This window comes from Mycobacterium sp. NGS29 (genome assembly GCF_059812965.1).
Map to the genome: position 1 here is coordinate 23269 of NZ_JCALDR010000026.1, position 21717 is coordinate 44985.

The window sequence follows — 21717 nt, forward strand, 5'->3', positions numbered from 1 at the left end:
TTAACGGCACAGCCGGGGCGCGACGGCGACAACCAACCCGGCAGTGACCCTAGCGTGCGAACCGGCCGGTGATGGGTGGCAGATCGGCGAGTGTGACGATGCCCGGTCTGGCGGCCACCACCGCCGGTACCGCATTGGTGACCGGCAGCGCGGTGTAGATCATGCCCAGGCCCATGAACCCGGGTTCTTTCCAGTCCCGTGGCGGCAGACAGTGCAGCACCGTACGCATGTTGGGCAACCCGAACACCTGAATGACGTGCCCGTGCTCCAGAGGCTTGGGCGGAACCACGTGGTCGCCCATGGTCCAGTTGAACCCGACGCTGACCACGTTGCGCTCGCCCTCCCAGCCCCGGTGGTAGCCGTGTACGCCGGCGACGGTCCCGGCGGGGATGGTCATGAAACCCAGATCGCTGTCGCCGGTCGCGGCGGTGAACGTGACGTCGAAGGTCATCCGGTCCAGCCGCGCGCCGATCGCGTCGGCCATCATCGCGGCGGATTCGGCGAACACTTCGCTTTCCCGCCGCACGCTCTCGGCCAATCCCGGCGTGTCGGGGAGTTGCGAGAAGCCCATCGCGGTCTGGGTTCCGGCCGACTCGTAGGTCGAACAGTCCACCGACTCGGTGATGCGAATCTCGTCCACGCGCTCGCAGGACCCGCTGAGCACCATCGCGACCATGTTCGTCATGCCCGGGTGCGCGCCGCTACCGAAGATCGTCGAGTTGCCGCGCTGGCAGGCCTGCAGAATGCGCTCGCGGTCCTGCGGTGTCTGTTTGCCACCGGTGATCCACGCCGCGCTGGAGCACACGTTCACCCCCGACTCCAGTAGCCGCTCCAACTCATCGATGTTGGGCCACAACGGGTTATAGCAACAGGCGTCGGCACCCAGCGCGAGCAGCGCGTCGATGTCGTTGGTGGCCTGGATGCCGGTGGGTTTCGGCCAGCCCGACAGATCGGCGGCATCGACACCGACTTTGTCGGCGCCGTGCGCGTAGACCCCGACCAGTTCCAGGTCGGGCCTGCCGATGATGGCGTGCAACGAACGCCGCCCGATGTTGCCGGTCGTCCACTGGATCACGCGCAGGGGACGGTCAGTCATCGGGTTCTCCTTTGCACGCGCCTGCTCAGTGGTGGCCCTGACCCAACACGGCCAGCGCCCCGGAGAGTATCTGCGACATCGGATCCGCGCCGCCACCGAAGGTGGCCTGGGTGGCCGGGGCGGTGACGGCCGCGGGGTCGAACCCACGCACCGGGTCCACCTGGATCGGAGCGGTCAGCGGATCGTCGTTGCGCGAATACGCGGCGTTGACCATCGGGGTCAGTTCGGCGTCCATCTGGCTGAGCAGTTCGTCCGGCACCCCGAGGTAGCCCAGTGGCAGGATCAGCGGCAGATGCCGCTCGGGGATCAGGTATGTCGTTGTCTTGGCGCCCCGGGAGTTGACCGTGGTGCGGATGTTCTGCGGCGGCACCATGCTGGGGTTGGTGAAGGCGACCGCGGTGTGCCCGGTGGCCAGGCCCACCAGCGTGTTGGCCAGGGCCAGCAAGTTGTCCGGCCGGTCCGGGAAGTCGGCGATCGAGTCGTAGGCGGAGACGAAAACGCTTGTGTCGTATTGGCTTTCCACCGGCGGCGGGATGGTGTAGTCCAACGCGGGTACCACCGACCCGACCGGGAACATCGCGGTCAGGAAACTCTGCCCGAAGGCGTGCCGCGCGACCGGGTCGCCGAAAGTGGCAAACGTCAACTGGTCCGGCGGGGGAGCAGTCGGATCGTTGGCGAGCCGGGCCTGCACGGCGTTGAGGACAAGTGAACCCTCGGACAGTCCGATCGCGGTGCCCGGGCCGCCGGCGCGGATCGCCGAGTAGAGATTGTCCTCACCGACCACCACCGACTCGCCGACACTCGGACCGTCCGCACCAAGGCCGGGAAAGGACTCGTCCAATTGGCCGATGCCCGGGAAGATCCGGCCCAGTACGTGGCCCTGTACCTGACCGGCAGGGTAATTGACGATCTGGCGTCGCAGACCCGGGAACCATTCGTCGCCTTCGCGACGGATGTACTCGTCGTACGGGATGCCCAGCACGTGGGCGCCACCCAGTGCGTAGGCGTTACCACCGGGGGTCGGCGGGTCGGCCGGTGGTTCGTCGGCATTTGCCAGGCCGACGCCGAAATATCCTGTGGCGCAGACGGTTACCAGCGCGGTGACCCCTGCGAGCAGTTTCTTCATCGGCATACCCCGCCCGTCCGGCTCAGTCCCGTAGTTGTGCATACACCCGCTCCTAGTCGACCCGCTCGCCCGGTGACTCCCGCGACCTGAGCCGGGACGGCCACCAACTCGCCGCTCCGACCAGGGTAGCGATGGCGGGCACCGTCACGGTGCGCACCAGGAAGGTGTCCAGCAGGATCCCGACACCGATCACGAATCCGGCCTGGATCACCGTGCCGATGCTGGAGAACAGCAGACCGAACATCGACGCGGCGAAGATGAGACCGGCCGCGGTGATCACGCCGCCGGTCGAGGTCAAGGTGCGGATCACGCCGTAGCGCATGCCGTGCGGCGACTCGTCGCGCATCCGGGAGACGAACAGCATGTTGTAGTCGGCCCCCACCGCGACCAGCACCACGAATGCCAACGGCGGAACGCTCCAGTGCAAGTGCTGACCGAGCAGAAATTGGAACACCACAACGCCGATGCCCACCGCCGACAGGTAGGAGATGATCACCGAACCGACCAGATACAGCGGCGCGACCACCGCGCGCAGCAACGCCATCAGGGTCAGCAGCACGACGAGGATGGTGACCACGATGATGTAGCGGATGTCGCGCTCGTAGTAGTTGCGGGTGTCGCGCAAGGTGACGGGATATCCGGCCATCGATATCGAAGCGTCCGCCAGGGCGGTGTTCGGCTGGGCGCTTCGCGCTGCGTCGGTGATCGCGTTGACCTGGTCCATCGCCTCGGCGCCGAACGGATTGAGTTTGGTCTGCACCAGGTAGCGCACCGAGCGACCGTCGGGCGAGATGAACATCTTGGCGGCCTTCTTGAACTCCTCCAGATGCAGCAGCTGGGCCGGAATGTTGAATCCCGCCATCGACGGATCGGCTGCTTCGTTCTTCATCGCCAACAGGAACGCCGACGCCTCCCCGAGCCCGTCACCCAGCTGTCGGACCTGGTCGACCAGTTGTTCCACGCCGTCGGCCAGCTGGCGGCTACCCCCGGCGAACCGGTCGGCGCCCTGTTGCAGATTGGTCAGGCCCGACTGCAGGCCGCCGGGCTGGTCCAGTCCCAATGAGTGCATCGCTCGGGTGAAGCCGGTGAGGACGGCGCGCAGCCGGTCCACCGAAGCGTTCAGGGTCTGCCGGTCCTGGAACGTCTGCAGCTGTCCGGCCAGCTCGTTGATCTGGTCGAGGCTGCCGTCCCCACGTGCCCCGACCAGTCGTTGGAACTGGACGCGGGTGTCACTACAGGAGAGGTCGGCGTCGCAGACCGGGTTGTTCTGCAATGCCGCCAATACCGGCCCGATCCAGGCGAACATGTCCCGGACGGCGCTGAAGTTCACTCCCATCGAGTTGCCCAGGGCGTTGATGCTGTTGACCAGCTTGGCCGCGGTCACTACCTCCCGCACCAGCTTCTCGCCGCCGTACTGCGTTTTCATGGAGGCGAACGCATCTGTCAGACCCTGCATGCTGGCCACCATCTGGCTGACCTGGCCGCGCACGTCGCCGAGGTTGGCGGCCAGCGTATTGGCGCCGCTGACCAACTTGCTCAGGTCGTCGTTGTGGTCGTTGATCACGTCGGACGCGCCGCCGAGTCGGGCACCGACGGCACCCGCCTGGTAGGTGGCGCGGAACTCCTGCGGCACCACGCCGGTGGGCCGGGTGATGCCGCTGACCCTGGCGATGTCGGGCAACTGACTGACCCGGTCCGCCATCTGTTCCAAGTCGGCGAGCGCCTTCGGGGTGCGCAAGTCGTGCGGCGACTGGATCAGGATGTATTCGGGGACGGACTGGTTCACCGGGAAGTGGCGTTCCAGCGCGGCGTACCCGATCGAACTCGGGGCCGACGCCGGCACCACCTTGCGGTCGTCGTAGTTGTAGCGCACCAGGGCTGCGCAGCTCGCCAGCGCGATCAGCACCAGGACGCTGCCCACCAGATGGGCGGTCGGACGGCGCACGATGCGGATTCCCGACCGCCGCCAGAACCGGGCGGTGAGATCGCGCCGGGGCCGGACCCAGCCACGTGGTCCGGCGATCACCAGAATGGCCGGCAATAAGGTCACCGCGGCCAGAAACGCCACGCCGATCCCGATCGCTGAGGACGCACCGACCGTCGAGAACACCCCCATCCGGGCGAAACTGATGCCGAGGAAGGTGACGCCCACCGTGGCGGCGGACGCGGCGATCACTTTCCCGATGGAGATCAAGGCCCGGCGCACCGCGTCGTCGAAATCGGCGCCGTCCCTTAGATAGTCGTGATATCGGCTGATCAGGAAGACGGCGTAGTCCGTGCCGGCGCCGGCGATCATCGCGCTCAGAAACACGATGGACTGGTTCGACACGCCGAACCCGGTCAGCTGGGAGAACCCGGCCACCAGGCATTGCGCGACGAGCAGCGACATCCCGATCGCCGTCAACGGCAGCAACATGGTGACCGGGTTGCGGTAGACGAGTAGCAGGACGGCGAGCACCAGGACCCCGATGGCGATCTCGATCGGCAGTCTGTCGTGGTCGCCGGCGGCGGTGAGATCGGCGACGGTGGCTGCCGGCCCGGTCAGGTTGGCGGTCAGCGGCGTTCCGGCGACGTTGTGTTTGACGACGTTGGAGACGCGTCCGAACGCGGCGTAGGACCGGGGTGTGCCCAGCTCGCCGGCCAGTCCGACCGGCAGCACCCACGACTTGTTGTCTTTGCTGGTCAAGACCGGCCGCAGCGGCGGGGTGCCGATGAAGTCCTGCACCATCACGACATCTCTGGCGTCGCCGCGCAAATCCGCCACCAGCTTGCGGTAGACGGCTTCGTCGGCCGGTCCCAGCCCGCGGTCGTTGGTCAGGACCACCAGCAGTAAATTCTCCGAGCTGGACTCGTGAAACGCTTCGGTCATCTTGCGGGCGGTGACGGCCGACGGCGCGTCGCTGGGCAGGATGGACAGCGGATGTTTCTGGGACATCTCGTTGAGCGACGGCATCGTCAGCGGCAGGGCGACGGCGATCGCAACCCACAGCCCGATCACCAGCCAGGGCCAGCGCACCACTACATCGGCTAGCCGTCGCACTGCGTCCCCACCTCCGGTCCCAGCGTGCGCCCCCCAGCGACACTCGTTGTCCCACTTGCCATTCCGCGCGAAACGTCGCACCGCGCCGGATCGGAGACCGGGCATTTCGGGACAGCGCTATCCATCGAACTACCCCACACTACGCAACGCGGCCCCAATCACCGCTCTCAGCAACTCGGGTGCACACCGACTTCATCGCCTGCAGGTAGCGGGCGACGGACTTCTGCGCGACCGGGTTGTCGGGGAACATCACCGCCATCGAAGTGCCCTGCCCGTACCGGAATATGTAGATGGTCAGTTGATAGGAATACCGGCCGTCGGAGTAGATCCCGATGTTGTCGGCATAACCCATGTCGGCGGCGGCCAACACGGCGTTGAGCGGAGCCGCGTCGCCGTGCAGAAAATTCGAGACCGGGAAATTCGGCCGGGGCCAGTTGAGCCAAGGGGCCAACTCCAGCACCCGGTAGAACGGGACCTTCGCCATGTCCAGGCCCGAGTCGAAGGAATTCTGCGCGGCCCACGCCGCGTCCCCGAACGATGCCGCGGCGATCGGAATGGTGATCGGGACCAAGCCGGTGAACCAGCCCTGGGTCATGAAATTCTCCGACGTGCGGCGGGTATCGCGCGGGGTCAGGCCGTAGTAGGTCAGGGCACCGGTGAACTCATGTTCGACCAGGGCCATGCAGGCGAACAGGCCGCCGATGAACCGGGCGCCGGCACCGTCGCACGCGGATTCGAATTGGGCCGTCTGCTCCGGGTCCATCAGTTGGAGGGTGACCATGTCGCTGTCGGACGGCTTGAGCGGATTGCCCAGCGGAAGCGGGAATTCGGGAAAGCCGCCGCCGTTGTTTTCGGCGAAGTCGATCCAGGCGCGCACCTGTGGCGAATCCTCGGTCAACTGCGCGGTGAAGTCACGCTGCTGGACGCAGAAGTCGTCGTAGCTGCCGGTCTCGGGCAAGGCGAGCGGTCCGTTGCCGGCGGTCAGCGACTGATACATCGCGTGAGATTCCAGCATGGTGATGCCGATCAGCGTCGCGTCCCCGTGGACGTGGTCGATGCTGGCATAGAAGGTGAACTGGTCGTCACTCTGCACGATGCCGAAGCTGAAGCAACCCCATTCCAGGGGATTCGGTGTGGAGATCACATGCCGCCGAATCTCGTCGGCATCCATTTGACCGTGATTGACCGGAGCGAATTCGATGTCCGTCGGATCGGCGAGGGTGTGGCGGACCAGATCACCGGTGTCGGTGCATTCGAACCAGCTGCGGTAGGTGTCGTGGCGGCGCAGGTAGGCGTTGAGTGCACGATCCATGATGTCGATATCGCAGTGACCGGGAACCTCGCAGCCGGCGAGGATGAGCCGGGAAAAGTCGAGTCCCGCGGAGGTGCGCTCGTGATAATTGCGCAGATGCTGGGCCTGCATGTAGCTGACCGGAACCGAACTGACCGGAGCCTGCCGTGCCTTTTCCCGCGCTGCATCGGTCGGGTGCCAGGAGATAACCGTCCCGGGCCGAAAGCTCCATTGATTGATGGTGCCGATCGTGATTTTCCCGATGCGCAATATTTCCTCCCGGGTCTGCGCTACCCCGGTGCGGCCGCGCTGTTACCCAGATCAACATAACCGTTCCCCGATGGCACCGGTGAGCACGGCCGGAACGGGGTCGCAACCTGTGACCTTGCTTAGTCGCGGCGTGGCGGATCCGCTCGCTTGCCATACTGGGCGCGGGAAGGGTGCGGCTGCAGCGCAACCGGGCCGGCCGACCAGAGAGGGCAATGCATGGCAATCGTGGCGGAACCGACGGGGCCGACATCAGGGTTTGCAATCGTCGGTTATGCGGCGCGGTTCCCCGGTGCTGCCGATGCAGACGAGTTCTGGGACGTGCTGCGGCAGGGCCGCGATGCGGTCTCCGACGTGCCCCGGGACCGGTGGGACGTCGATGAGTTCTTCGACCCCGATCCGGACGCGCCGGGAAAAATGGTTGCGCGCCGCGCAGGATTCATCGAGGACGTGACGGGGTTCGACGCGCCGTTCTTCGGGGTGTCGACCCGCGAGGTGCGGTTGATGGACCCGCAGCATCGGCTGCTGCTGGAGACGGCATGGCAGGCGGTGGAGCATTCCGGTACCGCCCCGATGGCGCTGGCCAATTCCAACACCGGGGTGTTCATGGGTCTGTCCACCCATGACTACCTGGGCATGGCGTCCGACGAACTCGACTACGCCGAGATCGAGGCCTACATGGCGATCGGCACGGCGGCTGCTGCGGCAGCCGGCCGGATCAGTTATCGCCTGGGACTGCAGGGCCCGGCGGTGACGGTCGACACCGCGTGCAGCTCGTCGCTGGTGGCGATCCATCAGGCGTGCCAGGCGCTGCGGTTGGGCGAGTGTGACCTGGCGCTGGCCGGCGGGGCCAACGTGCTGCTCAGCCCCGCGACCATGATCACGTTCTCGCATGCGCACATGCTTGCGCCGGACGGACGCTGCAAGACGTTCGACGCGGCCGCAGACGGCTACGTGCGGGGCGAGGGTTGCGGCGTCATCGTCATCAAACGGCTCGACGACGCGATCCGCGATGGCGACCGTATCCGGGCCGTGATTCGCGGCAGCGCGATCAATCAGGACGGCGCTTCGGGTGGTCTGACGGTTCCCAACGGGGTCGCCCAGCAGCGGGTGATCACCGAGGCCCTGCACCGCGCCGGCGTCGCAGCCAGTGACGTCGGATACCTGGAGGCGCACGGGACCGGGACCTCGCTGGGTGATCCGATCGAGGTGCAGGCCGCCGGTGCGGCGCTCGGCAAGGGTCGCGACCCGGGCCGCCCGCTGCTGATCGGGTCGGTGAAGACCAACATCGGGCACCTGGAAGCGGCCGCCGGAATCGCAGGTGTGATCAAGGTCATCCTGGCGCTGGAGCACGAGGCGCTGCCCAAGCACCTGAATTTCCGCAAACCGTCGCCGCACATCCCGTGGGACCGGCTCGCGGTGCGCGTCGTGCAGGAGGCCACCGCCTGGGAACGCAACGGCGCGCCGCGCATCGCCGGGGTCAGTTCGTTCGGGTTCTCCGGGACCAACGCGCACGTCATCCTCGAAGAAGCGCCCGCTCGGGTGCCCGCACCCGCCGTGATCGACGACAGTGAGGACCGCCGGTTCAGCCTGCTGCCGCTGTCGGCCCGCAGCCCGGCCGCCCTGGTGCAGCTCGCGCAGCGGTATCGCGAGTGGATGACCGCGCATCCCGAGGCCGCTCTGACCGATCTGTGCTTCACCGCCGGTGTGGGTCGTTCCCACTTCGAGCACCGCGCCGCGCTGGTGGTGAATTCGGTGGAGTCCGCGAGTGAGCTGTTGGGCGCGCTGGCCGACGACCGACCGGCCCCCGGCCTGGTGCGCGGTGAGTCCGCTGCCGACGTCCCGAAGACGGCCTGGCTGTTCCCCGGCCAGGGCAGCCAGTTCGCCGGCATGGCCCGGGAGTTGTTCGAGACCGAACCGGTGTTTGCCGAGACGATGACCCGGTGCGCGGCAGTGGTCGACGCCGTGCTGGACCAGCCGCTGCTGGACGTCATCTTCGCGCCCGACGGATCAGACACCTTGCGCCAGACCAGCTATGCCCAGCCCGCCCTGTTCGCGGTGGAGATGGGTCTGGCCCGGCTCTGGCAGTCGTGGGGACTTCAGCCCGACGTCGTGCTCGGGCACAGCGTCGGCCAGTACTCGGCGGCCTGCGTCGCCGGTGTCTTCAGCCTCGAAGACGGCGCGTTGCTGCTCGCCGAACGCGGCCGTCTGTTCGGGAACCTGCCCGCGGGTGGCCGGATGGTTGCGGTGTTCGCCGCCGCCGAGCGGGTGGAGAGCTTCACCGACGAATTCCCCCGACTCTCGGTGGCCGCCTACAACGGCGCCAACACCGTGCTGTCGGGACCTGCCGAGGATCTGGACCGGGCGGTGGCCGCACTGACCGCCGACGGAGTGCGGTGCGACTGGCTGGACACCAGCCACGCGTTCCACTCGGCGCTGTTGGATCCGGCCCTCGACGAATTCGAGTCGTACGCAAGCCGTTTCGAATACCGCTCGCCGCAGCGTCTGCTGGTGTGCAACCGCACCGGTGCCGCGCTGGGCAGGACGGTGAAACTGGACGCGCGCTACTGGCGTCGTCATGCGCGCCAGCCGATCGAATTCGCCAAGAGCGTGGCCACTTTGGCCGACCTCGGCTGCGCGGCACTGCTGGAGGTCGGGCCGCAGCCGGTGCTCACCGCCGCGGCACTGCGGGTCTGGCCCGACCCGGCCACCGCGCCGCGCGCGATCGCGTCGCTGCGCCGCAACGGTGCCGACCACCGCCAGATCACCGAAGCCCTGGCCAGCGCCTACACCACGGGGCACCTGCCTGATTTCGGCGCGCTGCAGCATGGGGCCACCCACAAGCTCGACCTGCCCACTTACCCGTTCCAGCGCCGCCCGTACTGGTACCGAGACAGCCGCGCCCCGGTCGCCGAGACCGCCGCCCCCGCTGCGCGGACCGAGGCGGTGCGCCTGCTCGAGGACGGCCGGATCGACGAACTCGCCGCGCTGCTCGACGGTGACAGCGGCAACCAACAGACTGCGGAAATTTTGAAAAAGTTTGCCGCGCAGCATAATCGCCAGCGGGCGGTGCAGTCGATCGTCGACGCGCGCTACGAGATGCGCTGGCAGAAGTCTGCGGTGGCCAAGGTGGGCGCCGGTGAGGGCTCGGCCTGGCTGCTCATCGGTGACGACGCCGAACTCGCCGCGTCGTTGACCGAGGCGCTGACCGCGCGGGGTCACCGGTACCGGATCCTCGGGTTGCCGGCCTCCGACGCGGACCGCGACCGACTCGAAGCCGCATTGCGCGCCGCGGTGGCCGAGGAACCCTCGCTGCGCATCCTGTGCCTGGCTGCCCTGGAACGCGGCGGTGTCTCCACTGCGCCGTCGATGCGTTCGCTGCTGCGGATGCAGCACCGGGTGCTCGGCGGAGCCAAACACCTGTTCCGCGCCGCCGTTGCCGCCGAACTGCGTACCCCTATCTGGCTGGTCACCCGCGGTGCGCAGCGGGTCGTCGACGCCGACGTCGTGTCGCCGGTGCAGAGCTGCCTCTGGGGATTCGGTCGCGCGGCCGCGCTGGAGCATCCGCAGGTGTGGGGCGGGCTGGCAGACCTGCCCGACGGCAGCACCGACGAGTGGTCCCGACTGATCGACCAGCTGGCCGTGACCTCACCCAACTCGGCGGTCCGAGAAGACCAGATCGCGTTGCGCGACCAGGCTGTCTACGTTCCCCGGCTGCACCGTCGGCCCGGCCTGCCGGTCGCCGCGCCGCTGCAACTCCGTTCTGACGCAACGTATCTGGTGACCGGTGGGCTGGGTGTCGTCGGTCTGGAGATTGCCGGATACCTGGCGTCGCGCGGTGCCCGGCAGCTGGTGTTGACCGGTCGGCGGGCGCCCGGTGACGGTGCCCGGCAGCGCATCGAGGCCATCAGCGGCGAGCATGACTGCCAGATCAGGGTGGTCGCGGCCGACGTCGCCGACCCGCACGACGTGGCCCGCCTGATGGCCACCGTGCAGTCCGAGCTGCCCGCGCTGGCAGGCATCGTGCACGCCGCCGGCGAGATCGGCAACACACCCCTGCAGACTCTCGAGGACACCGAAGTCGACCGTGTCTTTGCTGGAAAAGTCTGGGGCGCTTGGCATTTGAGTGAGGCTGTGGCGGATTTGCCCGGGGACCAGAAACTGGACTTCTTCCTGTGCACCTCCTCGATCGCCGCGGTCTGGGGCAGCTTCGGCCAGACCGCCTACAGTGCCGCCAACGCCTTCCTCGACGGGTTGGTGTGGCGGTTGCGCGAACAGGGCGTGCCCGCCATGAGCGTGAACTTCGGTCCCTGGATGTCCGGGCTGTCCGGAGCGTCCGGCATGGCCGACGAGGACGCCCGCGCCCGTCTCGAGCAGCGCGGCGTCAAAGCTCTGTCGTCCGCTGACGCGCTGGCCGGGATGGCCGAGGTCATGGCGGCGGCATCGGAGACCCCGAACGGCGCTGTGGCACGGGTTGATTGGGCCCGCTTCCTGCCGCTGTACCAGCTGGGTGGCCGGCGGTCCTTCCTCGCGGAGCTCGAGCGCGAGGTGCCCGAGTCCGGAACGGCGGCAGCGGCATCGGGGGCATCCGGTCCCACTCGATTGGTCGAGCAGCTGACCGCGGCTCCGGTGCAGCAGCGCAAGAAGATTCTGGTCGAGTTCCTGCGCGACGTGGTGGCGGACGTGACCCGGACCGACGGGTCCGAAATCCGCGAGGAGGCCGGCTTCTTCGACCTCGGTATGGACTCGTTGATGGCCGTTGAACTGCGGCGGCGGGTCGAGCAGGCCGTCGGCAGGGATCTGCCGGCGACGCTGGCGATGGATCATCCGCGCCTGGTCGACGTGGCGGACTACCTGCTCGGCGACGTACTGCGACTGGGTGCCCAGCCCTCGGCGGCCGCGGCGCCGACCCAGCCGACGTCGTTGACGTCCGGAGCCGCCGACGAGCCGATCGCGATCGTCGCGGTGGCGTGCCGCTTTCCGGGTTCGCCCAATCCCGAAGCGTACTGGGACCTGTTGTCCGGCGGTGTCGACGCGATCCGTGAGATCCCCGAGGACCGGTTCGACATCGACGAGTTCTACGACCCGGATCCCGAGACGCCGGGCAAGATCTACAGCCGCAACGGGGGGTACCTGGAAGGCATCGCGGAATTCGATCCGGAGTTCTTCGGCATCTCCCCGCGCGAGGCCGTGTGGATCGATCCTCAGCAGCGGTTGATGCTGGAGATCGTCTGGGAGGGTTTGGAGCGCGCCGGATATTCGCCGACGGCGTTGCGCGGCAGCCGCAGCGGCATCTTCGTCGGGGTGGCCGCCAACGAGTATTCGCATCTGCTGTCGCGGGACTCGGTGGACAGCATCGAAGCCCACTTCATCACCGGCAATGCGCTCAACGCCATCGCGGGCCGGGTGGCGTTCGCGCTCGGGCTGGAGGGCCCTGCGGTGGCGGTGGACACTGCCTGCAGTTCGTCGCTGGTGGCTGTCCACCAGGCCTGCCAGGCACTGCACTCCGGTGACTGCGATCTGGCGCTGGCCGGCGGGGTCAACGTGTTGCTGAGCCCCGCGTCCATCGTCGCCGCCTCCCGAGCCCGGATGCTCTCGCCCGACGGTCGTTGCAAGACCTTCGACGCCGCGGCCGACGGGTACGTGCGCAGCGAAGGCTGCGGAATTCTGGTGCTCAAGAGACTCAGCGACGCTGAGCGTGCCGGGGACCGGATCTGCGCGGTGATCCGCGGCAGCGCGGTCAACCAGGACGGCGCTTCCAGTGGTCTCACAGTGCCCAACGGCGGTGCGCAGCAACGCCTTATCGCCTCGGCCCTGGCGCGCGCCGGTTTAAGCGGCGGCGACGTCGACTATCTCGAGGCGCACGGGACGGGCACCGCGCTCGGTGACCCGATCGAGGTGCAGGCCGCCGCGGCCGCCTACGGTACCGGCCGCACCCCCGACCGGCCCCTGCTGCTCGGATCGGTCAAGACCAACATCGGCCACCTCGAGTCCGCTGCGGGCGTCGCCGGACTGATCAAAGTCGTGTTGTCGATGCAGCACGAAATGCTGCCGCACCTACTGCATTTCGGGAACCCGTCGCCGCATATCCCGTGGAGTTCGCTACCGGTGCGGGTGGTGGACGAGCCGATGCCGTGGCAGACCAACGGCAGGCCGCGGCGGGCCGGGGTGAGCTCGTTCGGCTTCACCGGCACCAACGCGCACGTACTGATCGAGGAGGCGCCGCCGGTTGTCGACGACCTGGCCGCCACCGATGACGACGGGGTGGTGGCGCCGGCGGCGGACACCGCTGACGAGCAGGTCAAGGTGTTGCCGCTGTCGGCGCGCTCCCCGCAGGCGCTGACGGCGTTGGCGCAGCGGTACTGCGAATGGCTCGACGCGCATCCTGAGGTCGACATCGCCGACGTCTGCTTCACCGCCGGAGTGGGCCGCTCACAGTTCGAACACCGGGCCGCGCTGGTTCTGGACCCGGGCGGGGACCCGGTGCGCAACGCCCGCGACCAGCTGGTCGAGTTGACCGAGAATCGGCTGCGACCGGGGGTGCTGCGCGGCGAATGCGCCGACCCGCCGACCACGGCGTGGTTGTTCACCGGGCAGGGCAGTCAGTACCCGGGCATGGCACGCGAGTTGTTCGCTGCCGAGCCGGTATTCGCCGACGTCCTGCAGCGGTGCGCCGCCGCGGTCGATGACCTGCTGCCGCGCCCACTGTTGGAGGTGATGTTCGCCACCGACCGGGACAGTTCGGAAACGTTGCGGCACACGTCTTTCGCGCAGCCGGCGTTGTTTGCCGTCGAGATGGGTCTGGCCCGGCTGTGGCAGTCGTGGGGCATCGAGCCCGACGTGGTTCTCGGGCACAGCGTGGGCCAGTACGCGGCCGCCTGCGTGGCCGAGGTGTTCAGCCTCGAGGACGGGGCCCGGCTGATCGCCGAACGCGGTCGGTTGTTCGGCAATCTGCCGGCCGGCGGCAGAATGGTCGCAGTCTTCGCCGATGCCGGACACGTCGAGGCCGTCGCCGACAAGTCGCCGCGGGTTTCGGTCGCCGCCTACAACGGCCCTAACACGGTGCTGTCGGGCCCGGGCGAGGACTTGGAGCAGGTCGTCGAAGCCCTCAGCGAGGACGGGATCCGCTGCAACTGGCTGGACACCAGCCACGCCTTCCATTCGGAGCTGCTGGAACCCGCGCTGGACGAGTTCGAGTCGTATGCGGCGGGTTTCCAGTTCGCGGTTCCGACTCGACCGCTGGTCTGCAACCGCACCGGCGCGGTACTCAGCGCCGAAACCCCGCTCAACGCGCAGTACTGGCGGCGGCACTCCCGTCAGCCGGTGCAGTTTGCCGAAAGCGTGCGCACGGTGGCGCAGCTGGGATGCACGGTGTTGATGGAATTGGGTCCGCAGCCGATCCTGACCGCGGCCGCGGTGCAGGTGTGGCCCGAGCACGCGACCGCGCCCCGCGCGATCGTCTCGCTGCGCAAGGGCACCGACGCGCGGCGCCAGATCGCCGAAGCGGTTGCCACAGCCTATGTTTCGGGGCATCGTCCGGATTTCGCCAAGCTGTATCACTCGCCGCGCCGCCGGCTCGAACTGCCGACCTATCCGTTTCAGCGCCGGCACTTCTGGCCCAAGACCTCCGGCATCATCGGCGGCGGCGAAGGTGTCGCGGCGTCCGGGATCCTGGGCAGCGCAAAAGACCTTGCCTCCGGTGACGCCGTCTACACCAGCCGGTTGTCGGTCAAATCGCAGCCGTGGCTGGCTCATCACGTCATCTACGGCACGGTCGTCGTCCCGGGCGCGACGTACGCGGCGATGGCCCTTGCCGCCGTCGGCCCGCCGGCGCGGGTGCAGGATGTCTTCTTCTACGAGCCGATCATCCTGCCGGAGAAGAGTTCTCGTGAGGTGCAGCTGACGCTGACCCCGACCGAGGATGGCAGCGGCTTCACCTTCAAGGTGCACAGCCGCCCCTACGGGGTGCGCGATGTCGACTGGTCGCTGAACGCCGACGGGACCGTCGTGACCGGTGTGGACGACGAGTCGGCGCTGGATACCGAGGATTCCGTCGAAGCGGCGACCGAGCAGCTGAGCCGCACCCGGCCGCAACAGCTGTTCGAAACCTTCGCCGACATGGAATTGGCCTGGGGGCCAACCTGGTCGACGTCCCTGAAGTCATTGTGGGTGGGTGAAGGCGAGGCGATCGGCGATGTCGTCGTCGGCGACGAACTCAGCGAGCACCTCGGCGGGGAACCGATCCATCCGGTGCTGCTGGACCTGTGCACCGGTGTCGCCTTCCCGGCGTTCCCCGCGCTGCTGGCAGCCGAGCACGGCGTGGCCGACCTGTTTCTGCCGCTGCGGTACGGCCGAGTGATGCTGCGCGAACGGATGCCACGCCGGTTCTTCTGCCGGGCGAAGTGGCACGGCAATGCACTGGACAACGAAACACAGGTCTTCGACCTCGATTTCGTGGACCGGGACGGGCGCCTGTTGGGCGGAATCCGCGAGTTCACCGTGAAGCGCGCGCCCCGCGAGGCGTTGTTGCGTGGGCTCGGAGGTGACGCCACCAGACTGCTGTACACCCTGGGCTGGCACGAGGTGCCGCCGCCGCCCTCCGATGGTGATGAGAGCATCTCCGGCACGTGGCTTGTCGCCGGATTCGACGAGCTGGCCACCGAGTTGCCCGGCTGCCTGCGCGTGGATCGCAACGCCGACGCCGAACAGTGGCGGCAGCTTATCGCGCAGGCCCAGGACCGCGGAATGCCGATTTCCGGGATCGTGCTGCGCGGCAGCTCCGGACCGGCCGGCGAGGAGTCCAGCGCCGAGTTCGCGCAGCGCCTGCAGACCGAGATCGGCGAAGTGATCGACGTGGTGCAACCGCTGCTGGCTGACGAAACGGTGAAACTCACCGGCGGACTGTGGATCGTCACCGAACGAGCCGTCGCCGCAGAACCGGGTGAGCCCGTCGACCCGGTGCAATCCGCGCTGTGGGGGCTGGGACGGACCATCGTCGCCGAACAACCGATCCTGCGCTGCCGCCTGGTCGACCACGACGGGTCCGAGGAAGCGGTGTCCGCGCTGGCCAGACTGCTCGGCGCCCCCGGCGAGGAACCCGAATTCGCGCTGCGGCAAGGAAAGTACCTGGTTTCGCGGCTGATGCCGTGGGCCCGCAGCGGACATCTCGCGGTACCCCGCGCCGGCGACTACGTGCTGGCGCCGACCGAGCGCGGTGCGATCGACAACCTGCGTCTGACCGAGTCAGAGGTCACCTCGCCCAGCGAGGGTCAGGTGCAGATCCAGGTGGAGGCCGCCGGCCTCAACTTCCGGGACGTGCTCAACGTGCTCGGCCTGTATCCCGGCGACCCGGGGCTGATCGGTGGCGACTTCTCCGGCATCGTCACCGAATTAGGCAGCGGCGTAACCGGACTCGCGGTCGGCCAACGCGTGATGGGCTTCATGCAGGGCGCGTTCGCCAGCCGGGTCAACGTGCCGGCGCAGTTGCTGGCGCCCGTTCCGAAGGGACTGAGCGCGGTCGACGCGGCCAGCATTCCCGCCGCCGCACTCACCGCGCGACTCGCGTTCGACTGGGCCAAGCTGCGGCCGGGCGACCGGGTCTTGGTGCATGCAGCCAGCGGTGGGGTCGGGCTGGCCGCGGTCCAGTTGGCCCAACAGCACGGTGCCACGGTCTTCGCCACCGCCAGCACCTATAAGCGGGCCATGCTGCGCAAACTGGGCGTGCAGTACGTCTATGACTCGCGCAGTACGGATTTCGCCGACCAGATCCTCGCCGACACCGGGGGAGCCGGTGTCGACGTGGTGCTCAACAGCCTGACCAATGACGGGTTCGTCGCTGCCACCGTGCGGGCCACCGCGCGCAACGGACGATTCGCCGAAATCGCCAAGCGCGACATCTGGTCGCCGGAACAGATGGCGGCTGAACGGCCGGACATCGCCTACGAGATCGTCGCGCTGGACGGCACCATCGTGTCCGACCCCGCGCACATCCAGCGTCTGCTGGTCGAGGTGTCGGAGGGACTGGGCAACGGCGAGTGGTCGCCGCTACCGGTGGAGATCTATCCGCTGACCGAAGCCAAGACCGCCTTCCGCCGCATGCAGCAGGCACGTCACATCGGCAAGATCGTGCTACAGATGCCCAAACCGCTTCAGCTGCACGGTGATCGGAGTTACCTGATCACCGGTGGTCTGGGAGCGCTCGGGCTGCACACAGCCGCCCACCTGGCGCAGCTCGGCGCCGGCGACATCGTATTGACCAGCCGGCGAGAGCCCGATGCCGAGGCGCAGCGGACCATCGCCGACATCACCGAGCGGTACCGGTGCCGGATCCACACCTTCGCCGCCGACGTCGGTGAGGAGTCTGCGGCCGCCGAGTTGCTGGGGCGGATCCGGTCGGAGCTGCCGCCGCTGGCCGGGGTGGCCCATCTGGCCGGTGTGCTTGACGACGCGCTGCTGACCCAGCAGGACGCGGCGCACTTCCAGACAACCCTGCAACCGAAAGCGTTGGCGGCGTGGCATTTGCATCGGTTGACGGCAGACGACGACCTCGATTTCTTCTTGCTGTATTCGTCGGCCTCCAGCGTGCTGGGCTCGCCCGGACAGGCAAACTATGCAGCGGCCAATGCACTGCTGGACGGCCTCGCCGCCTACCGCAAGGCCCAAGGTTTGCCCGCAGCCAGCATCAACTGGGGTCCGTGGGGCAAGGGCGGCATGGCCACGTCACATGCGGCGCGCGCCAATCTCGGTGCACAGGGCCTGCTTCCGCTGGAGCCCAGCGCGGCCCTGAGTGCGCTGGGCGAGATCCTCGCCCACGGCACCGGGCAGGTCACCGTGATCAAGGCCAACTGGCAACGGCTTGCCAAGATGCTCGGTGGTGCCCGGCCACCGATCCTCGACCACCTGCTGCCCAGTGATGCCACAGCGACACCCGGCGACAGCGAATTGTTGCGTCAGCTCTACGAAGTGCCGGAAGCGCAACGCGCCGACTTCATCAGCGAATACCTGCAGCACGAGGTGCAACAGTTCCTGCGGCTTGCGCAGCCGCCCGCGGCCAGCAGCCGGTTCCTGGACCTGGGTACCGACTCGCTGATGGCGGTGGAACTGCGCAACCGGTTGCACGCGCAGTTCGGCGGGGCGTTCACCATCAGCGCCACGGCGGTCTTCGACTACCCGACAATCCGGTCGCTGGCCGAGTATCTGGCCGAGCAGCTGCCGGAGACGGACGGGGAAGTCCCGCAGGCCGAGGACGCGGACGGCGAGCCCGAATCAGCACCGGGGCCGGCTGGCTGACGCGTCAGTCGCTGACGTCGAACCCGGCGATCACCTTGGTGGGCCGCAGCCGCACCACCAGCTCGCCGGGCACGGCGTTGCGCCGGCCGAACTCAGCAGCCCGATCGGCGCCCATGTACCGGGCGCCGGTTCGGGTCGCAATGTCCAGCAGCTGCTGCGGATCGTCGCTCACCGAAGCCTGGCCCTGAACCTGCACGAACGAGTAGGGCGGGTGCGGGTCGTCGACGCAGATCGTGGCCCGTGGATCACGCTGCAGCGCACGCCCTTTCGCGGTCCTGCTGTCGGTGGTGAACACCAGTGCGCCGTCGTCGACGACGAACCAGACCGGCGCCACCAGCGGGCGGCCGTCGCTGGCGGTGAAGGCCAGCATGCCCGTCCGAGTGCCTTCGGACAGGAAGGCGATGACGCGGTCGGACAGTTCGGCCATGCGATTTACAACTTTGCCAGGTCGTATTCGCCGACGTTGTCGATGAGCACCCGCAGCTGATCTCCGGTGGAGCCCAGCGTGTTGTCGATCGCGGTGAGCCGCGCCGTGTAGTGGCCCACCGGGTATTCCGCGGTCATGCCGATGCCGCCGTGCAGTTGGATCGCCTCCTGCCCGATGTGCCGGCCGGAGCGCCCGATCTGCAGCTTGGCGCGCGCGGCGATCACCGGGTTGTAGTTGCCGTCGGCGATGGACATCGCCGCGTACAGATTCATGCTGCGCGCCAACTCCAGCGAGACATACATGTCGGCGGCGCGCTGCGTCAGCGCCTGGAATTTGTTCAAGGTGACCCCGAATTGTTTGCGGGTTTTCAGGTATTCAGTGGTCAGCCGCAGCGCTTCCTCCATCGCCCCCAGCGCTTCGGCACACAGCGAAGACTGAATCCGGATGACGGCGTTGCGGATCGCCACCGAGGCGTCGGCGGCATCGCCCAGCGGTTCGGCGGCGGCGTCGTCCAGGTCGATCTGGGCGCCGCGCTGGCCGTCGAAGGTGGCGTAGGACCGTCGGGTGGCATTGTCGGCGTCGACCAGGAACAGGCCGGTGCCGCCGTCCGGCAACGTCGCGCTGACCACCAGCGTCTCGGCGCAGTGCCCGGCCAGCACCGGGTTCTTGCGTCCGCTCACAGTCCACGAATCACCTTGCTGCACAGCGCGAGTGGCGATCTCCGCCGACGCACCCCGCTGTCCGGGCTCCAGGTGGGCGAACGCCAGCAGCCGTTGACCCGCGGCGACCTCGTCGAGCAGTTCCTTCTGCGCAGCACTGCCGAGTTCGGCGATCAGCGCACCCGGGGCCAGGGCAGCGTGCACGATCGGCTCCGGCGCCAGGCGGCGCCCCACTTCGGTGAGGACCACGGCGATCTCCAGTTGGCCGGCTTCTTCCGGATCGAAACCGAGACCCAGAATCCCGGTCTCGGCCAACTGACTCCACACCTCACGACTCCAGCCGAGCTCGGTGTCGACCACCTTGTTGCGGCTTTCCGTGTCGTAGCTGCGCGACAACAGCTCCCGGGCGGTGTCGCGCAACAGCACCTGCTCTTCGCTCAACTGAAAGTCCATGACTGCCTCACAATCCCAGAATGGTGGACGCGATGATGTTGCGTTGAACTTCGTTGCTACCGCCGTAGATCGAGGTCTTGCGGTAGTTCAGGTAGTGCGGCGCACTGGTTTGCGCCCAAGCCGGCGAAGCGATTTCGTCACCGTCGATCGGTAGCGCGTCGGCACCGGCCGCCTCGAGCATCAACTCGGTGGACAGCTGCTGCAACTGGCTGCCGCGCAATTTGAGCACCGACGAAGCTGGGTTCGGTTTACCGCCCGACGAACCGGAGACGACCCGGGCCTGGGTGAGTTCCAGTGCCAGCACCTCGTTTTCGGCTTCGGCCAGCCGCGCGGCGAACAGCGGGTCGTCGAGCAGCCCGCTCTCCGCGGCGTGCCGCTTCACCTCGGCCAACCGCACCTTGGTGCGACCCACCTGCGCGATGCCGGTGCGTTCGTTGCCCAACAGGAACTTCGCGTACGTCCAGCCCTGATTCTCTTCGCCGACAAGCTGATTGGCGGGAACCCGGACATCGGAGAAGAACACCTCGTTGACTTCGACGCCCCCGTCGATCAATTTGATCGGGCGCCACGTGATACCCGGGGTGTCCATCTCCATGAGCAGGAACGAGATGCCCGCCTGCCGTTTGGGTGCCTGCGGATCGGTGCGCACCAGGCAGAAGATCCAGTCCGCGTACTGACCCAGTGTCGTCCACGTCTTCTGCCCGTTGACCACGTAGGTGTCGCCATCGCGGACCGCGGTGGTGCGCAGCGAGGCGAGGTCTGAGCCGGCTTCGGGCTCGGAGAAGCCCTGGCACCACCAGATGTCCAGCGCCGCCGTGGGCGGCAGGAACCGTTCCTTGATCTCCTGGGACCCGAATTCGGCGATCACCGGTCCGACCATCTTGGTGTTGAAGTTCAGCGGCTCGGGCACACTGGCCAGCTGCATCTCGTCGTTGTAGATCTGCGACTGGGTGGGTGTCCAATCCTTGCCGCCCCACTCGACCGGCCAGCCGGGCACGGCGAGCCCGTTCTCGTGCAGCAGCTTGTGGTTGGTCACGATCTGCTCGCGGGTCAGCGATCCGCCCTGGCGAACCCGGTCCCGGATCTCGGCGGGGATTTCGGTGGTGAAGAAGGTACGAAGTTCGTCGCGGAACGCGGCTTCCTCGGATGTGAGCGCCAGCTTCATTGCAGCCTCCTGTGTCGGTGAACGTGAGCTCGTCGAGAGACGGTGGACGTCCGGCCCGGATCGTTCGCGCCGGTTCCATCTTGACCCATCCGTTCCGGCGCCCGTGCACAGCCTCGGGTTAGTCCACAACCGGGTGTTGAGGTGCCGATTTTCGGGCTGGTGTGGCGGTGGGCGCGCCTACGGTCGGCGCATGCGAACAGAACCTCCCGCGGAGCGACTGCACCGGCGGTTCGGGTCCGGCCCGGGTACCGACTCCGACGCAGCCGAATCCGAGGCTGAAGACAGCGAAGCAGGTACCGAAGACGACCCGAACTCGTTGTTGCCGCGCTGGCTTCCTGAGCCCTCTGGTGGACGCGGCTGGATGGAACGGGTGCGCGCCGATCCGGGTCGTGCCGGTGCCGTCGGGTTGGCGGTGATCGCCGCGCTGGCGGTGCTGATCACCGTCTTCACGTTGGTGCGTGACCGGCCGGCGCCGGTCACTTCGGCCAAACTGCCGCCGGTGGAACGGGTTTCGTCGACCGGGCCGAGGTCCTCGGGCAGCCCCGGCCCACCGGTGGGTCCAGTCGTAGTCAGCGTCGTTGGCCTGGTGCGCAAGCCCGGCTTGGTGACCTTGGCGCCAGGTGCGCGTATCGCCGACGCACTGCAGGCCGCCGGCGGGCCGGTCGACGGCGCAGACACCATCGGGCTCAACATGGCCCGCCCGCTCGGTGACGGCGAACAGATCGTCGTCGGCCTGGCGCCACCGTCGGGCAAACCGTCGGTGCTCGGCAGCTCCGTCGGCACGGGCAGCCCAGCCGGACCGGTGCCATCGCAAGTCGCGACCACCTCAGGCAAACCCGGTACCGCAAAGCAGGCGCTCGACCTGAACACGGCGACCGTGGAACAGCTGGACGCCCTGCCCGGG

Annotated in this window: 9 protein-coding genes; 2 read left to right on the forward strand and 7 right to left on the reverse strand. The window is 67.8% G+C overall.

Annotated elements, in window-relative coordinates; genetic code table 11:
* Positions 1 to 49: 49 nt before the first annotated feature.
* The 4 genes from AC5Y5Z_RS23895 to AC5Y5Z_RS23910 form a co-directional block, all read right to left on the reverse strand.
* Positions 50 to 1096, reverse strand: coding sequence for an NAD(P)H-dependent amine dehydrogenase family protein (locus AC5Y5Z_RS23895; RefSeq protein WP_463824830.1), 1047 nt, complete (start codon positions 1094 to 1096; stop codon positions 50 to 52).
* Positions 1097 to 1121: 25 nt separating this feature from the next.
* Positions 1122 to 2222 (reverse strand): acyltransferase PE, encoded by a 1101-nt coding sequence (gene pe / locus AC5Y5Z_RS23900; RefSeq protein WP_463824943.1) that lies wholly within the window; start codon positions 2220 to 2222, stop codon positions 1122 to 1124.
* 52 nt (positions 2223 to 2274) lie between these two features.
* Positions 2275 to 5262 (reverse strand): MMPL/RND family transporter, encoded by a 2988-nt coding sequence (locus AC5Y5Z_RS23905; RefSeq protein ID WP_499927915.1) that lies wholly within the window; start codon positions 5260 to 5262, stop codon positions 2275 to 2277.
* Between the two features lie 139 nt (positions 5263 to 5401).
* Complete coding sequence (locus AC5Y5Z_RS23910) at positions 5402 to 6823, reverse strand: condensation domain-containing protein (RefSeq protein WP_499927917.1); 1422 nt, start codon at positions 6821 to 6823, stop codon at positions 5402 to 5404.
* 216 nt (positions 6824 to 7039) lie between these two features.
* On the opposite strand from AC5Y5Z_RS23910, the gene AC5Y5Z_RS23915 reads away from it, so the two are divergent.
* The gene (locus tag AC5Y5Z_RS23915; protein ID WP_499927919.1) at positions 7040 to 18109 is read left to right on the forward strand and encodes an SDR family NAD(P)-dependent oxidoreductase; all 11070 of its coding nucleotides are present in this window, start codon (positions 7040 to 7042) and stop codon (positions 18107 to 18109) included.
* A 4-nt stretch (positions 18110 to 18113) separates the two neighbouring features.
* Here AC5Y5Z_RS23915 and AC5Y5Z_RS23920 read toward each other — a convergent pair whose 3' ends face one another.
* The 3 genes from AC5Y5Z_RS23920 to AC5Y5Z_RS23930 are packed head-to-tail and all read right to left on the reverse strand — an operon-like array spanning position 18114 to position 20813.
* A complete protein-coding gene (locus tag AC5Y5Z_RS23920) occupies positions 18114 to 18536 on the reverse strand; it encodes a PPOX class F420-dependent oxidoreductase (protein ID WP_463824826.1) in 423 nt (140 codons plus the stop codon).
* Positions 18537 to 18541: 5 nt separating this feature from the next.
* Positions 18542 to 19648: an acyl-CoA dehydrogenase family protein gene (locus AC5Y5Z_RS23925; RefSeq protein ID WP_499927922.1), complete on the reverse strand. Its 1107-nt coding sequence runs from the start codon at positions 19646 to 19648 to the stop codon at positions 18542 to 18544.
* A gap of 7 nt (positions 19649 to 19655) precedes the next feature.
* The gene (locus AC5Y5Z_RS23930; RefSeq protein WP_499927924.1) at positions 19656 to 20813 is read right to left on the reverse strand and encodes an acyl-CoA dehydrogenase family protein; all 1158 of its coding nucleotides are present in this window, start codon (positions 20811 to 20813) and stop codon (positions 19656 to 19658) included.
* Positions 20814 to 21003: 190 nt separating this feature from the next.
* Between AC5Y5Z_RS23930 and AC5Y5Z_RS23935 the strand changes: the two genes are divergently transcribed.
* Positions 21004 to 21717, forward strand: a 714-nt coding sequence (locus tag AC5Y5Z_RS23935) for an SLBB domain-containing protein (protein WP_499927926.1), incomplete at its 3' end; no start/stop codon positions are given.